At 33.5% G+C, this 17842-nt stretch carries 12 protein-coding genes; 10 read left to right on the top strand and 2 right to left on the bottom strand.

Annotated features, from left to right (window positions below; genetic code table 11):
• Position 1: 1 nt before the first annotated feature.
• The 10 genes from betB (at position 2) to HMPREF2576_RS10165 (ending at position 14759) form a co-directional block, all read left to right on the top strand.
• Entirely contained in the window at positions 2–1492 is a 1491-nt protein-coding gene (gene betB, locus HMPREF2576_RS10120) for a betaine-aldehyde dehydrogenase (protein ID WP_001830602.1), read from the top strand.
• A 159-nt stretch (positions 1493–1651) separates the two neighbouring features.
• A complete protein-coding gene (gene betA / locus HMPREF2576_RS10125; RefSeq protein WP_001830593.1) occupies positions 1652–3370 on the top strand; it encodes a choline dehydrogenase in 1719 nt (572 codons plus the stop codon).
• Between the two features lie 321 nt (positions 3371–3691).
• On the top strand, positions 3692–4867 hold the full coding sequence (locus HMPREF2576_RS10130) for an amidohydrolase (protein ID WP_001830632.1): 1176 nt from the start codon (positions 3692–3694) through the stop codon (positions 4865–4867).
• A 446-nt stretch (positions 4868–5313) separates the two neighbouring features.
• The gene (locus HMPREF2576_RS10135; protein WP_001830634.1) at positions 5314–5532 is read left to right on the top strand and encodes a sterile alpha motif-like domain-containing protein; all 219 of its coding nucleotides are present in this window, start codon (positions 5314–5316) and stop codon (positions 5530–5532) included.
• Between the two features lie 27 nt (positions 5533–5559).
• The gene (locus HMPREF2576_RS10140; protein ID WP_001830617.1) at positions 5560–6006 is read left to right on the top strand and encodes an antibiotic biosynthesis monooxygenase family protein; all 447 of its coding nucleotides are present in this window, start codon (positions 5560–5562) and stop codon (positions 6004–6006) included.
• 336 nt (positions 6007–6342) lie between these two features.
• Positions 6343–7938, top strand: a complete 1596-nt coding sequence (gene mbcS / locus HMPREF2576_RS10145) for an acyl-CoA synthetase MbcS (RefSeq protein ID WP_001830656.1) — start codon at positions 6343–6345, stop codon at positions 7936–7938.
• Positions 7939–8285: 347 nt separating this feature from the next.
• Positions 8286–10913 (top strand): pyruvate, phosphate dikinase, encoded by a 2628-nt coding sequence (ppdK, locus tag HMPREF2576_RS10150; RefSeq protein WP_070856446.1) that lies wholly within the window; start codon positions 8286–8288, stop codon positions 10911–10913.
• A 1-nt stretch (position 10914) separates the two neighbouring features.
• On the top strand, positions 10915–11733 hold the full coding sequence (locus HMPREF2576_RS10155) for a pyruvate, water dikinase regulatory protein (protein WP_001830630.1): 819 nt from the start codon (positions 10915–10917) through the stop codon (positions 11731–11733).
• A gap of 208 nt (positions 11734–11941) precedes the next feature.
• Complete coding sequence (gene lqo / locus HMPREF2576_RS10160; RefSeq protein WP_001830651.1) at positions 11942–13441, top strand: L-lactate dehydrogenase (quinone); 1500 nt, start codon at positions 11942–11944, stop codon at positions 13439–13441.
• Between the two features lie 394 nt (positions 13442–13835).
• Entirely contained in the window at positions 13836–14759 is a 924-nt protein-coding gene (locus tag HMPREF2576_RS10165) for a hypothetical protein (protein ID WP_001830655.1), read from the top strand.
• Between the two features lie 132 nt (positions 14760–14891).
• Here the strand turns inward: HMPREF2576_RS10165 and HMPREF2576_RS10170 are convergent, their stop codons facing one another.
• The gene (locus tag HMPREF2576_RS10170) at positions 14892–15782 is read right to left on the bottom strand and encodes a fructose bisphosphate aldolase (protein ID WP_001830665.1); all 891 of its coding nucleotides are present in this window, start codon (positions 15780–15782) and stop codon (positions 14892–14894) included.
• Positions 15783–16086: 304 nt separating this feature from the next.
• Positions 16087–17448, bottom strand: a complete 1362-nt coding sequence (locus HMPREF2576_RS10175) for an FAD-dependent oxidoreductase (RefSeq protein ID WP_002438035.1) — start codon at positions 17446–17448, stop codon at positions 16087–16089.
• Positions 17449–17842: the final 394 nt, after the last annotated feature.

Consider the following 17842-nt stretch of genomic DNA (forward strand, 5'->3'; position numbering starts at 1 on the left):
GATGGAACTTGTAGATAAATTATCAAATCGTCAATATATTGATGGAGAATGGGTTGAAAGTTCAAATAAAAACACAAGAGATATTATAAATCCTTACAATCAAGAAACAATCTTCACTGTAGCTGAAGGAACTAAAGAAGATGTTGAAAGAGCAATTTTAGCTGCTAGAAGATCTTTCGAAGACGGTGAATGGTCACTTGAAACAAGTGAAGTCAGAGGTAAAAAAGTGAGAGCCGTTGCTGATAAAATTAAAGAAAATAGAGAAGAGTTAGCTAAATTAGAAACATTAGACACTGGTAAAACTTTAGAAGAATCCTATGCTGATATGGATGATATTCATAATGTGTTTATGTATTTTGCTGGTTTAGCTGATAAAGATGGCGGTGAAATTATCAATTCACCTATTCCTAATGCTGAAAGTAAAGTAGTTAAAGAACCTGTAGGTGTTGTTACTCAAATTACACCTTGGAACTATCCATTACTTCAAGCATCTTGGAAAATTGCGCCAGCTTTAGCAACAGGTTGCTCATTAGTTATGAAACCAAGTGAAATTACTCCGTTAACAACAATTCGTGTATTTGAATTGATGGAGGAAGTTGGTTTCCCTAAAGGAACAATTAATTTAGTACTTGGTGCTGGATCAGAAGTGGGCGACGTGATGTCAGGTCATGAAGAAGTCGATTTAGTTTCATTTACAGGTGGTATTGAAACAGGAAAACACATCATGAAACAAGCAGCTAATCACGTGACTGACGTTGCATTAGAATTAGGCGGCAAAAATCCTAATATTATTTTTGATGACGCTGATTTTGAATTAGCTGTAGACCAAGCACTTAATGGTGGATATTTCCACGCTGGTCAAGTGTGCTCTGCTGGTTCAAGAATCTTAGTTCACAATGATATTAAAGATAAATTCGAAAAAGCTCTTATCGATCGTGTAAGCAAAATCAAATTAGGTAACGGTTTTGATCAAGATACTGAAATGGGACCAGTTATCTCAACAGCACACCGCGATAAAATTGAAGGTTATATGGAAGTTGCGAAAAAAGATGGAGCAACAATTGCAATTGGTGGTAAACGCCCTGAACGTGAAGACTTACAAGCCGGATTATTCTTTGAACCTACTGTAATTACAGATTGTGATACATCAATGCGTATTGTTCAAGAGGAAGTCTTTGGACCAGTTGTGACTGTAGAAGGATTTGCTGACGAAGAAGAAGCTATTCGCTTAGCAAATGATTCAATTTACGGTTTAGCAGGTGCTATATTTACTAAAGATATTGGTAAAGCACAACGTGTTGCAAATAAATTGAAACTTGGTACGGTTTGGATTAACGATTTCCATCCATACTTTGCACAAGCGCCATGGGGCGGTTACAAACAATCAGGTATCGGTAGAGAATTAGGTAAAGAAGGATTAGAGGAATATTTAGTAAGTAAACACATTCTTACAAATACTAATCCAGAACCAGTGGATTGGTTCAGTAAATAATAATACATTGCTTATATACAGTAAATGACTTATAAATACAAAATGCTACATGAAGTGAGTACTAACTAAGGTATAGTGCTCACTTCAATAAATGAAACCTTTTAAGAAAGAGATGTTAACAAACAAAGAAAACAAATCAATTTTTGGAGGTCTTTAACGATGAGAAGAAAACGCGATTCATACGATTATGTCATCATTGGTGGCGGTAGTGCAGGTTCAGTTCTTGGTGCACGCCTTTCAGAGGATAAAGATAAAAATGTTTTGGTATTAGAAGCTGGACGTAGTGACTATTTCTGGGATTTATTTATTCAAATGCCAGCAGCATTGATGTTCCCATCAGGTAATCGTTTTTATGACTGGGAATATCAAACTGACGAAGAACCACATATGGGACGTAGAGTAGATCATGCGAGAGGTAAAGTATTAGGTGGCTCAAGTTCTATTAACGGTATGATTTATCAACGAGGTAACCCAATGGACTATGAAGGATGGGCAGAACCTGAAGGAATGGACACATGGGACTTTGCACATTGTCTACCATACTTCAAAAAGTTAGAAACAACATATGGTGCAGCGCCATACGATAAAGTTAGAGGCCATGATGGTCCAATCAAATTAAAACGTGGACCAGCTACTAATCCATTATTTAAATCATTCTTTAATGCAGGTGTTGAAGCGGGCTATCATAAAACTGCAGACGTTAATGGATACAGACAAGAAGGTTTTGGACCATTTGATAGCCAAGTACATCATGGACGTCGTATGTCTGCTTCAAGAGCGTATCTACGCCCAGCATTAAGACGTAGAAACTTAGATGTTGAAACACGTGCATTCGTTACAAAATTAATTTTTGATGAAAATAATAGTAAAAAAGTAACAGGCGTGACTTTCAAGAAAAATGGTAAAGAACATACTGTTCATGCAAACGAAGTTATTTTATCTGGCGGTGCTTTCAATACACCACAACTATTACAATTATCAGGTATTGGTGACTCAGAATTCTTAAAATCAAAAGGTATAGAGCCACGTATGCATTTACCAGGTGTTGGTGAGAACTTCGAAGATCACTTAGAAGTATATATTCAACATAAATGTAAACAACCGGTTTCACTACAACCTAGCCTTGATGTCAAACGTATGCCGTTCATCGGTTTACAATGGATTTTTGCACGTAAAGGTGCAGCGGCGTCTAACCACTTTGAAGGTGGTGGCTTTGTAAGATCAAATGATGATGTTGATTATCCAAACCTCATGTTCCATTTCTTACCAATTGCTGTAAGATATGATGGTCAAAAAGCACCAGTAGCACATGGTTACCAAGTACATGTTGGACCAATGTACTCCAACTCAAGAGGTAGTTTGAAAATCAAATCTAAGGATCCATTTGAAAAACCAAGTATCGTGTTTAATTACTTATCTACGAAAGAAGACGAAAGAGAATGGGTTGAAGCAATTAGAGTAGCAAGAAATATCCTAAAACAAAAAGCTATGGACCCATTTAATGGTGGCGAAATTTCACCAGGACCACAAGTTCAAACGGATGAAGAAATTCTAGATTGGGTACGTAAAGATGGAGAAACTGCATTACATCCATCTTGTAGCGCGAAAATGGGACCTGCATCTGACCCAATGGCAGTAGTCGATCCATTAACTATGAAAGTACATGGTATGGAAAATTTACGTGTCGTTGATGCTTCAGCAATGCCTAGAACAACAAATGGTAATATTCATGCACCTGTATTGATGTTAGCTGAGAAAGCAGCGGACATTATTCGTGGTAGAAAACCGCTTGAACCTCAATATGTTGACTATTATAAACATGGTATTGATGATGAAAAAGCAGGTGCAATGGAAGATGATCCATTCTACCAATATTAAAATAGTTTGATTCAAAATATAATCTTAAATTCTAACCAGAAATAGATTATAATAGCAATCATATTGAATTCAATCATCTGTTACGGTATATAAAGACTTAACTTTAAAAAATTGTTGTGTACACAATTGTAACTTATTCATTGGTTACTCATATAGAAGCCTGAGACAACTTGTTGTCTCAGGTTTTTTAGTGTGTAACATTACTGTGATAGATTTGTACGATGATTGTTTAAATATAAAAATTAAGATATGTATCTCTAAAACGTTGTGTAACAATATTTATAAATTAAAGTTTATAATAATCTTGAGGAGAGGATTAAGATGAATCAAACTTTAGTTCAACATCTACGTGAAAAAGAGCAAAGAATGAAAGAAATAAGACGTTACTTACATGAAAATCCTGAATTATCATTCGAAGAAAATGAAACATCTAAATATATTGCAAACTTTTATAAAGATAAGGATTGTTTAGTTGAGACGAATGTGGGTCCTAATGGAATTAAAGTTACCATCGCAGGTAAACATCCAGGAAAAACTATCGCTATTCGTGCTGACTTTGATGCGCTACCGATAAAAGAAGAAACAGAATTACCTTATGCTTCTAAAAATGAGGGAGTCATGCATGCTTGTGGTCATGATGCACATACTGCGTACATGCTAATACTTGGAGAAACATTAATTGAAATGAAAGATCAATTGAGAGGTAATGTCGTGATTATACATCAACCTGCAGAAGAAATGCCACCGGGCGGTGCGAAAGGTATGATAGATGACGGCGTATTAGAAGGGGTGGACCATGTTTTAGGTGCACATGTGATGAGTATGATGGAAACAGGTAAAATATACTATCGTGAAGGTTTTGTTCAAACGGGACGCGCTTATTTTAGACTTGTTGTGAAAGGTCAGGGTGGTCACGGCTCATCCCCACATACATCGAATGACGCTATTGTAGCAGGTGCGCATTTTGTAACGACCGCACAGACCATTGTTTCAAGACGCTTAAATCCGTTTGAAACGGGTGTAGTCACAATAGGTTCCTTCGACGGGAAAGGACAATTCAATGTGATTAAAGATACAATAACAATCGAAGGTGATGTACGTGCACTGACTGATGATACAAGAGACAATATTCAGAATGAAATGACACGACTAGTCAGAGGATTAGAAGAGATGTTCGGAGTGATTTGTGATTTTGAATTTAAAAAGGATTATCCAGCTCTTTACAATGATCCTGAATTTACTTCTTATGTAGCAACAACTTTAAAAAATGCTAAGCTGGATGACATAAAAGCAATAGATATTTGTGAGCCGCAGCCACCCTCAGAAGATTTCGCGTTTTATGCGTTAGAAAGACCTTCAACATTTATTTATTCGGGTGCAGCACCAGAAGATGGACCTATGTACCCTCACCATCATCCTAAGTTTAATATCAATGAAACATCTATGCTTGTAGTTGCAGAGGCAGTGGGTACAATTGTATTAGATTATTTGAAATAAAAGGTGTATGAAATATCAAGAATATAAAGGTATCTATACATTGTAATTAGGTACCGATTTTATAGTTATTACGATTTGTTAATTATCTAATTGATAATTAAATTTTGTTTTTACGATACAAGCTTCTTTTGGAAATTGAAAAGATACGATAAATATAGTGGTGAGTCTAACAACACTTCTTGTGGGTTATTTATAGTTGTTAAGGGAAGCTTAAAAGATACTTTTGGTAACGTCAAAATAAAAATTTAAGTTTTTTGTTTCAATCTATCAATGGTAATTTCAGCAGTCCTTATCATCCGGACTTTTCTTACCACGAAATGTCAGTAAGAATATATAAATAGTGTTGATATGTATAGGTGACGTGCATAGAGTGTCGGTTTGGATTTAATGTTTTATATATTAAATCATGGTAGTATGTATTTATATCATATTAAAGAGGTGATAAGGTGAGTTTTTATCATTTTATACAAAATTTCGTTGGTGATGAAACACCTCTAGGTAAACTAGCCACATGTATTAACCAAGATGAAGATTTACCTATGGAAGAAACAACAGCACATAATATATTAAACTATTTTAATCAGTTAAATTATTTTGATGACGATTGTATTGAAGCTGTAAAACGCTCACTATCACTATATGAACAAAGTAAAGTAGCCCTATAATCTTAAATTGAAATGAAGGGATGTCTTATGTTAATTAGCGATACAAATAAAACATATATAATAGAAGAAACTAGTAATTCATTCACAATTGAAAAGAATAATGATCAGCAGCACTACGAAGTATTAGAATCAATCAACAGCTTATCTAATGATTCATTTTGTGTGTTAAATCACTTATTCGTCAATGGAGGTAATGAAGAGGTTTTTGAGTCACGGTTTTTAAAGCGAAATCAACATTTGCAAGATGTGCCTGGTTTTAAAGCGTTAAGATTTCTTAGACCGGTAGTCAAAGGGAGACATTACATTATCATCACGCTATGGAACAGTAGACAAGCTTTCTATGATTGGCAAAATTCACAAGCATATGCGCAAACTCATAAAAAACGTGGAACTCAAAAAGGTGTTGATCATCGTATAGTCAATAGAGATTTATCCTATAATATAAGAATAGAGTTAGAAAGTCTTAATAACTAAATTTGTGTTGAATATATGAATGATAAAATATAAAAAAGTATAATATGCCATTGAATTTATTAAGAATAAAATTTTGTGGATGCTTTTAATGAATTGTACACACGTAAAAGTATATTTGACTTGTTCAAATAATATAAGATAAATGAATGTAGCAAAAAGTTATTGTCAACAATCAAAAAGTTAATGATAAACCTGTACATTAATTTATGTTTCAGGTTTTTCTTATTTGAAAATTTGTTAGTTGATGATGAATAATATGAATGTTTTTAAGAGGTTTGATAGATTATAAACCTTTGGTAATGTTTAGATGAAAGTGAATTGAAAGGAAGTACACTTATGAATAAATCAAATTTACTAGCACCTGAGAATTATAATATTGTTACAGAAATAGAAAAATATGCCTCAGAAGATCATAAAAAAGCCATTATTTACAAGGATAACGAGCATGAAAATATTTCTGTAAGTTATAAAGAACTTATCAGTAATGCTAATAAAGTAGGGAATGTATTCCTCAATCATGGGCTAAAAAAGGGAGATAAAGTTCTCATCATGATGCCACGTGCAATCGTTACATATGAATTATATATTGCAGCATTGAAACTAGGGATAGCGATTGTTCCAAGTTCGGAAATGTTACGAACAAAAGATTTACAATATCGAATTACTCACGGTGAGATTGATGCAGTTATTTCATTTGATTCTCTAACTAAAGAATTTGAAAACGTTAAAGAATATGACCAATTAAAAAAATTTATAGTAGCTGGTCACAAAGAAGATTGGGTTTCAATAGAAGATGAAAAAGAAAAAGTAAGTGATGACCTTAAAGGCGCAGATACAACACGAGATGATTTGGCGATTCTTTCTTATACATCAGGTACAACAGGCAATCCAAAAGCAGTAACGCATTCACATGGATGGGGGTATGCCCATTTACAAATGGCACCAAAACATTGGTTATGTATACAAGAGAATGATCTTGTATGGGCAACTGCAGCACCAGGGTGGCAAAAGTGGGTGTGGAGTCCATTTTTATCTGTATTAGGGATGGGAGCAACAGCATTTGTCTATAACGGTCGTTTCCACCCTGAAACATATCTCGAGTTACTTCAAAATTATCAAATTAATGTTCTATGTTGTACACCAACAGAATATCGTATGATGGCTAAACTTAGTCATTTAGAACAGTACAATTTAGAGTATTTACACAGTGCGGTGTCTGCGGGTGAACCTTTAAATCGAGAAGTTGTTGAACAATTTAAACGTCATTTTAATATTACTGTTCGAGATGGATATGGACAAACCGAAAGTACATTGTTGATCGGATTTCTAAAAGATACTGAACCACGTATGGGTTCTATGGGCAAAGGTATACCTGGTAGTTTTGTTACTGTCATTGACGATGATGGTAAAGAGGTTGGTCCAAATGTTAAAGGTAATATCGCCGTGCCTTTAGACTTACCGGCTTTATTTAAAGGTTACTTTAAAGATGAAGCACGCACAAAAGCAGCTTCAACAGGTGATTATTATGTTACTGGAGACCAAGCTCATATTGATAATGATGGTTATTTCTGGTTCGAAGGTCGCCGTGACGATATTATCATTAGTTCAGGATATACCATTGGACCTTTCGAGGTAGAAGATGCACTAACAAATCACGCAGCTGTTAAAGAATGTGCAGTTGTTGCAAGTCCTCATGACATTCGTGGAAATATTGTTAAAGCATTTATCATCTTGCAAGATGATTATGAAGCAAGTGATGAGTTAATCCAAGAATTACAAGTATTTTGTAAAAATGAAGTAGCACCGTATAAATATCCAAGAGCAATTGAATTTGTTGAACATCTACCAAAAACAAATTCAGGTAAGATACGTCGTGTTGAATTACGTGACGCAGAAATAAAAAAATATAAACAACAAGATTCATCACATTAAGCATGAATGAAAATATTTCCTGGGACACTTATACAATGTCTCAGGTTTTTTTATTTTGACTGTCAGAGACTAATATTAGAATATGCATTAGTTTAATTTAGTTAATGTGATGGGACAGGGAATTCAGTATGAATTTTGCCCTGCTTTTTAGATTGCATGAGTATAACCTAATCAATGATGAATTGAAAAATAAAATCATGAATAAAAAAGCATTAAATTAATACTTTTGACATATTTAGAGCAAATTTAATGAAAGCCTTTTCTTAAAAATGTTGTAATTCTCTTTTTATTATGACATACTTGTAAATAAATAGTATGACATAATAAAAAATAAGAGGTGGTCAAGAATGACACAATTCGTTTATGCATTTAATGAAGGAAATATAGCTATGAAAGACTTACTTGGTGGTAAAGGTGCCAATCTTTCAGAGATGAAGAGACTCGGACTACCAGTACCAGATGGTTTTACAATTACGACTGAAGCTTGTATTACATATTTAAAACAAAATGAAGAACTACCTACAGAAGTAAAGACACAATTAATTGATCATTTAGCAGCTTTTTCTAAACGAACAGGAAAAGCCTTTTCCTCTGATGATAACTTGTTATTAGTATCAGTACGTAGTGGTGCAAAAATTTCCATGCCAGGAATGATGGATACAATTCTTAATTTAGGACTTAATGATGATAATGTAAAAAAGCTTGTTGACAAAACAAATGATGCACGATTTGCATATGATTGTTACCGTCGTTTACTACAAATGTTTGGAGAGGTTGTTTATGGTATTCCAATGACAGCTTTCGATACATATTTTAATGATTTTAAAACAAAGCATCGTTATCAAAATGATGCTGAAATTCCGGCAGAAGGACTACAAACTATATGTGAAAAATATAAAGAAATCTATGTAGAAGAGGCATATAAACCTTTTCCCCAAGAACCGTTAAAGCAATTAGAAGAAGCAATTGAAGCAGTATTTAAATCTTGGGATAATGATCGTGCACGTGTATATAGAGATTTAAATGATATTCCACATGATATTGGTACAGCCGTAAATATTCAGGAAATGGTATTTGGTAATAGTGGTGAAAATAGTGGTACGGGTGTAGCATTTACAAGAAATCCAATTACTGGAGAAAATCATTTATTCGGAGAGTACTTACTTAATGCTCAAGGTGAAGATGTTGTTGCAGGCATTCGTACCCCTAAGGATATTGACACTTTAAAACAACAAATGCCAGATGTACATCAAGAGTTTGTTGATGTAACCAAACAACTTGAAAAACATTACAAAGATATGCAAGACATAGAATTTACAATTGAAAATGGTAAACTTTATTTATTACAAACACGTAACGGAAAACGTACTGCTAAAGCTGCAATAAAAATTGCTGTGGATTTAGTTCACGAGCAATTAATTACACGTGAAGAAGCAGTATCAAAAGTAGAAGTAAAATCAATAGACCAATTATTACATCCTAATTTTAATGAAGAATCATTAAAGCAAGCGACAGTGGTTTCTAAAATGGGCTTACCAGCTAGTCCCGGTGCAGCAACAGGAAAAGTAGTCTTCTCTGCTGAAGAAGCAAAACTTCAAGCTGAAAATGGTAATAAAGTAGTGTTAATGCGACCGGAAACATCACCTGAAGATATTGAGGGGATGGTAGCAAGTGAAGCAATCGTAACAACTCATGGTGGTATGACATCACACGCTGCTGTTGTAGCAAGAGGAATGGGCAAATGTTGTGTGACAGGATGTTCGAATGTAGAGATAGATACAGTGAACAAAACAGTATATTATCCTGAAGGTGAATTACATGAAGGGGATATCGTTTCTGTAGATGGTTCAGCTGGTGATTTATATTTAGGAGCAATTGAAACAGTCAATGCTGAACATAGTGAAGAGTTCGATCAATTTATGACTTGGTCTGAAGAGATTGCAAGACTGCAAGTTAGAATGAATGCTGAAACACCACAAGATATAAAAGCTGGATATAATTTTGGTTCTAAAGGAATAGGTTTAGTTCGTACTGAGCACATGTTCTTTGGCCCTGAACGTTTAATAGAAATGCGCCGTTTTATCTTAGCTTCAAATCATGACGAACGTGTACAAGCTTTAGAAAAAATTAAAACATACCAAGTAGAAGATTTTGAAACAATTTTCAGATTATCTCAAGATAGACCTACGATTGTTCGTTTACTTGATCCACCGTTACATGAGTTCTTACCATCATCTGAAGAAGATATAAACAATGTTTCTCAACAGCTGAATGTATCTTCAGAGTTCTTACGCAAGCGAATCGTTGACTTAAATGAGGTCAATCCAATGCTTGGTCATCGTGGTTGTCGTTTGGCTGTGACTTATCCAGAGTTATATGAGATGCAAGTTGAAGCTATCATTGAAAGTGTTATTAAGCTTCAAAAAGAGGGCATAACGTGCCTACCAGAAATTATGATTCCTCTCGTGTCAACAGTAGAAGAATTTACAACTTTAAAAGAACGATTAGTTAATACAATTACACATTTAGAAAAAGAATCACAACAAGATATACAATATATGATAGGTACTATGATTGAAACGCCTAGAGCATGCTTGATTGCGAATGACCTTGCGAAACATTGTGATTTCTTCAGTTTTGGTACTAATGATTTAACGCAATTGACATTTGGTTTCTCTAGAGATGATGCAGGAAAATTCATAAATGTGTATACTGAAAATAACATTTTACAGCTTGACCCATTCCAAACTTTAGATAGAGAAGGTGTAGGACGACTAATTCAATTAGCTGTTGAACAAGCTAAAAATACAAATCCAGAGATAAAAATTGGTGTATGTGGTGAGCTTGGTGGCGATGCAAAATCAATTCGTAAATTTAACCAATGGGAAATTGATTATGTTTCATGTTCACCATTTAGAGTTCCGGGTGCAATTTTAGCTACAGCTCAGAGTCAAGCGGAGGAAAGCGAGCGATAAGGTGAAGGATAATAATGAAGTATTAAAGTTATTTATAGTTTCAGATTCAATTGGAGAAACAGCGCAACGGATGATTCATGCGACGCTGACACAGTTTCCAGATTTAACTCAAGTAGAAATTAAGAAATTTCCATATATTAAGGACGAACAAGAATTTTTAAATGTCTTACAATTAGCTAAAGAACAGAATGCAATTGTTGCAACAACATTAGTGAGTGAGTCATTTAATGCATTAGGTCATCAGTTTGCAAATGAACATCAAATTCCCTATGTAGATTACATGTCTGAGTTAATTAGCATAATTAAACAACATACACACGCTAAACCATTAATGGAAAGTGGTGCGTTGCGTAAGCTTAATGATGAGTATTTTAAGCGTATAGAAGCAATTGAGTATTCAGTGAAATATGATGATGGTAAGCATTTTACAGATATTGGAGAAGCGGATGCTTTAATAGTAGGTGTATCACGTACCTCTAAAACGCCATTAAGTATGTACTTAGCTAATAAAGGATATAAGATTGCAAATATTCCTTTAGTCCCTGAAGTGGCTATTCCAGATAATGTATTTCAACAAAAGAATTTAAAGGTATTTGGATTAACAGCAAGTCCCAATTATATCGCAAATATACGACGTAATCGTGCAGAAACATTAGGGCTATCTTCAGAATCTAATTACAATAGTTTAGAGCGTATCAAAAAAGAATTATCTTATGCTGAAGAAGTTTTTAGAAAATTAAATGCAACGGTAATTAATACAGAATATAAATCGATAGAGGAATCGGCATTTTATATTGAAAAGTTTTTAGCTAAACGTTAAATGTTCATAAAAATATATATCATAAAATTGTCATAAATTTACTATTAACAATTTACTTTTCAAAGTGCTTGCTTTAACATAGATATGTAAAAGCTATTAGATTTGATTCTTTTCTAAGGTTTTGAGGTTATAAAGTAATATAACAAGAATGATGACGTCTAATTAGCTGGAAAGCAATATGATAACTACTACACAAGAGGTGAACATTATGGCTATGTCTGACAAAAAAGACGTCGTGTTAATCGGTGCTGGTGTACTAAGTACTACATTTGGTTCTATGTTGAAAACGATTGCACCTGATTGGGACATTCATTTATATGAACGTCTAGATCGTCCTGGTATTGAAAGTTCAAATGAACGTAACAATGCAGGAACAGGACATGCAGCTTTATGTGAATTGAACTATACTGTACAACAACCTGATGGTTCAATTGATATTGAAAAAGCTAAAGAAATTAATGAACAATTTGAAATTTCTAAACAATTCTGGGGTCATTTAGTTAAATCAGGAGAAATTCAAAATCCTAAAGAATTTATTAATCCATTACCTCATATTAGTTTTGTTCGTGGTAAAAATAACGTTAAATTCTTAAAAGATCGTTATGAAGCGATGAAGCAATTCCCTATGTTCGATAATATCGAATATACTGAAGATATTGAAGAAATGAGAAAATGGATTCCATTAATGATGAAAGGCCGTGAAGATAAGGGCTACATGGCAGCGAGTAAAATAGACGAAGGAACTGACGTAAACTACGGTGAATTAACTCGTAAAATGGCTCAAAATCTTAAAAACTCACCAAACGTTGAAGTGCAATACAAACATGAAGTTGTTGATTTTGAACGTTTGTCTAATGGTAAATGGTCAGTTAAAATTAAAAATCTAAATAATGGACAAGTATTCGAACATCAAACTGATTATGTGTTTATCGGTGCTGGTGGTGGCGCAATTCCATTATTACAAAAAACTGGCATTCCAGAAAGTAAACATTTAGGTGGATTCCCAATCAGTGGTCAATTTATTGCTTGTACAAATCCGCAAGTTATTGAACAACACGATGCCAAAGTTTATGGTAAAGAACCACCTGGTACACCACCAATGACGGTACCTCACTTAGATACACGTTACATTGATGGTGAAAGAACATTATTATTTGGACCATTTGCAAACGTGGGACCTAAATTCCTAAAACATGGTTCTAACTTGGATTTATTCAAATCAATTAAACCATATAACATTACGACTTTACTTGCTTCTGCAGTTAAAAACTTACCATTAATTAAGTATTCATTTGACCAAGTCATCATGACAAAAGAAGGTTGTATGAACCATTTACGTACGTTCTATCCTGAAGCACGTGATGAAGATTGGCAAGTTTATACAGCTGGTAAACGTGTACAAGTTATTAAAGATACTGAAGAGAATGGTAAAGGATTTATCCAATTTGGTACTGAAGTGGTTAATTCTGAAGACCACTCAGTTATTGCATTACTAGGCGAATCACCAGGAGCATCAACTTCAGTATCAGTAGCACTAGAAGTTTTAGAGAAAAACTTCCCTGAATACGCGAAAGACTGGGAACCTAAAATCAAGAAAATGATTCCTTCATATGGTGAATCACTTATTGATGATGTTCAATTAATGAGAAAAATACGTAAACAAACATCTAAAGATCTTGAATTAGGATTCTATAATAAAGCAAAATAAAAAGATATAGCGTTATCTATTAATCCATATTAGGTAAAGTTGCTGTATTTAATCTTATAAATGCCTGAGACAATGAGTGTCTCAGGCATTTTTATATATTAACAGTCAATGGTGTTAATTTGCAGATGGAAGGGATTCAAATCAAGATCGTTAACTATCATATCCTTTGATAAGGCAGCGAAAAATTCAATACAAAGTATATTTCATATCTTTTCTTTAATTGATAGATAATTAATGAAAATTCATTTTTTAAAATTAATAAATAAAAATATGTATAGATAACTATATATTCAAAACCTTAAATAGTGTATTATAAATTTATAAATAGCAATTTAAAACTAAGTAATATTTAATTGTTATTTCTCTGTATATAAAAATTAAAAGGAGATAGAATATGAAAAAATTTTGGGGAATTTTATTAATTGTGATGTCAATTGCTCTTGTGGGATGTTCGAATAGCAATGATTCAGATCAATCTTCTAATGAAAAGTCATCATCAAAAAGTTCGGAGAAAAAAACGGATGTGGCGACTGAATATACAAAAGAGGACGAATATAAAGAACTAGAAAAAGAAGCTAAGGATCTTAAACAAAAGCCAGTTCTTAATGAAATCGATGCACTTATTACAGAAAAAGGTTTTACAAACAAAACGGGATTGCAAGGCTGGGAAGACTATAAAAAATTAGTGGATAAGGTAACACTTGCAGATTATAAATACACAAAAGAATCTAAAGGGTCATCTATAGAAGAAGTTAATAAGTTCTTTAAAGATAAAAAAGGTGTAGAGATTAAACGAATGAAAAGTAAGGAAAAAAATATTAAGCATATCAATTATATGTATGTAGATCCAGATGGTAAAAAAACAGGTGAAAATAAGCAACCTATGTCCTACGCTCAAATACTTGCAACATTTAAAGAAGGTAAATTAGTAGCTACAAATATTCAACCTGGATTTTTTGCTTTAGACAAAAAGAAAATGGTTAAAGCTAAAGACTTAGAAAAAGTTAAGACATTGGAAGATTTAACGCGTTTGAAAGATCCTAAAGCGACATCATATGGTATTTTACAGACGAAATATAAAGGGAAACCATACACTCAAGTTTCAATATTAGGCAGTGATTCTGATGAAGAGAATGATATTTCCTCAGCCATCTTAGCTTATTATCTATTTTCACCAACGGAATTAGATAGTGACGATAATCATAAATACGTTGAAGTTGCATCAGCGCCATTCTTAAGTGCTCAAAACGATTTTTCATCTTATCAACTAGGCGTATTTAAAAAAATTATCGAAAGTAGTATGTCGTTCGATGAATAATCAAAGGACAATATGTGTGTAAAGTATAAAAAAACCGTGTGGTCAGATTAATCTACCACACGGTTTTAATATTTATCTAGACAATGTGATGTTGTTTAGATAAAACATTGTTCGTTATGAACTGATAAATGATTAGTTTTTATTTACTGACGCATCATAGATTGAATCTACAGCATCGCCTAATGCTTTATCGAATTCTTCTTGTGATTGGCTAGCACGTAAGTCACTTGCTAATGCACGTGAGAAGCTTGCAATTAATTCATCGTTATCTTTTAACAATTTGTTAGCTTCATCTCGGCTGTAACCACCTGATAATACTACTACACGTACAACATTAGGGTGGTCAGCTAAATCTTTATATAAGTTAGCTTCAGTAGGAATAGTTAATTTTAACATAACTAATTGATCATCGTTTAATGAATCTAAACCTTTTTTGATTTCAGCTTTTAAAACTTTCTCAATTTCAGATTTATCTTTAGCATTAATATTAACTTCTGGTTCGATAATAGGTACTAAACCTTTAGCGATGATTTTTTTAGCGAATTCAAATTGTTGTTCAACAACATCTTTGATTCCTTGTTCATTAAGTTCAAGGATGTTAGAACGCATTTTAGTACCGAAGATATGACGTTCATTTGCACGATCTAAAGTTTCATCTAAATCATCAATAGGTTTCATTAATTGTACGCCATTTTTCTCTTCAGCAAGACCTTTGTCGACTTTTAAGAAAGGAACAACGCCTTTGTCCGCTAAATAGTCTCCAGTGTATTTACCTTCAACTTCGCGATCCATAGTTTGTTCGAATAAAATCGCACCTAAAATTTTATCAGGTGAAAATGAAGGTGAAGTTACAACACGTGTACGCATATCGTGAACAAGTTGGAACATTTCGTCTTCATTACTGTATTGGTCTTCATTCACACCATATTCTTTAAGTGCTTTAGGTGTACTACCACCACTTTGGTCTAATGCAGCAATGAATCCTTTACCATGAGTCATTTTTTCTAATTGTTCTTTATTCATACTTTCCACTCCTTAATATAACTTTCATATACAGTATGATAAAAATTACTTTTTATCTCAAGTTTTTCTACTTGAAAATGATGAAAAATCACATAATTGTTGTAATTAACTATGATTTAGATGTGTGAAATGTAAATAAATCGTAACAGTGGTTTTCCTTAAATGCATCATATCGTCAGAAACACCGATGAATAGAATTGAAAAAGTTTAACTGGTATTTGCAATTTAACTATCAACTGATAAAGGTTAAATCAACTTAGGACAACAATAGATAAGTACTTTTTCCTTTATCAGATTAAGAGATTTAGAATAACATCTTATCGCTACCAAATGTATCTCCCAATGCTTGTTGGGCTAACACATTAAGATAATGCCAAGGTCTATCATAATCAGGTTGGAAGAAGAAATCTTGGACAGCGAGCTGTTCAAGTGTGAAACCAGCAGATATTACTACTGAAATTGTGTTAATAGAAGCAGTAATATCTTCTTTTGACATGACTTGACCACCAAGTATAAGGTGAGTGTCTTTATCATAAATAATTTTCATATGAATTTTCGTATCATCTTGCATAAACTGAGGACGAATCAATTCTTCTACGTATGTTTGACCTAAATTGCCATCATAATTATCGATTTCTGTACCGTGAATGCCAGTTTGTCCAAATTTATAATCAAATAATTGTAAACCTGAAGTACCAGAAACGCGTGGCATTGTCATTTCTTTACCCAACATGTTTTTTGCTGCGACAACGCCTTGACGTCTTGAATTTGTTGCTAATGCAATATAACGATCCTCAGATACTGGTGCAAAAGGAACTAATGTCGCATCGCCACCCGCATAGACATCTTTAGCAGATGTTTGTTGTTGGTGGTTAATGTTTATAATTCCTTTCTTACCTAAATCAATTTTATCTTTTAGCCACTCGGTAGCTGGTTCGACACCTACAGCAAATAAGACAGTATCTGCGTCATATTCATTTTTGTCGGTAACTACAGTAGTTACTTCGCCATTTTGATTTCCTGAAATTGATTGTACTGTTTCGCCACCTTTAAAATGAAGACCATGTTGCTGTGCATTTGTTTCTAATATGTCTGTAAATTCTTTATCTAAGTAAGTGTTTAATATACGATCAGCGACATCTACGATTGTAGTATCTATGCCTGCTTTAGCAAAAGCTTCAGCAGCTTCAATACCGATATAGCCACCTCCGACTACAACAGCCTTTTTGGCATCTTTCATGCGTTCTTTAATTTGATTTGCCCAATCACGTCCACGCATAAATAATACATGTTTATATTTTTCAATTCCATCGACTGGAGGGGTAACAGGTTTGCCACCAGGACTTAGGAACAATTTATCATAAGAATAAGTTGCTGTTTGACCTTGGTGTTCAACTACAACAGTCTTATTGTCAGTATCTAAATCTGTGACTGTGCTATTCGTATGAATATTTACACCTTGTGCCTTATAAGAGTCAACTGATGCGTAATGTAAATCATCTAATGATGATGAGATGTCTTCAAGATAACTTTGAATACCACAAGATAAAAAGGACGGTTGATCTGCACTTTCAAAAACTTGAATATCAGCATTTTCATCTTCTTTAAGCAATGTTTGGATCACTTCATATCCTGAATGAGATGTACCTACCACAATATATTTCATTATGAGGTCCTCCTTTTATTTATAAAAACGTATAGATTACGTTAGTTTTAGCAATTACATTATGATATTTACCCAGGTAGTTAAATTCTATTCAACGTCATTGAAAAAGTGATATATTCTTCAAAATTTTGTAAAAGAATTGGGGATTCGTTCACGTTCGATTAATATGGAACTTAAATCATTGACTCAAGGATTTTTACATATGGGTAGTCGATAGTGGATTGAAATACGATTTTATCAAGTTTGTTTCAATATTTATGTTATTGGTAAGAGGGGATAATGTGTTCAAAATGTTTTACGAAACTGTAGTTTAGTTATGCTTTTAGTTACTTAGATATTTATTTTACAAATATTGAAATTAAAAACATACTAAGATTAGCTATGAAGAAATCTA

Origin of the sequence: Staphylococcus sp. HMSC063F05, from assembly GCF_001837075.1 — a bacterium.
GTDB lineage: Bacteria > Bacillota > Bacilli > Staphylococcales > Staphylococcaceae > Staphylococcus > Staphylococcus epidermidis.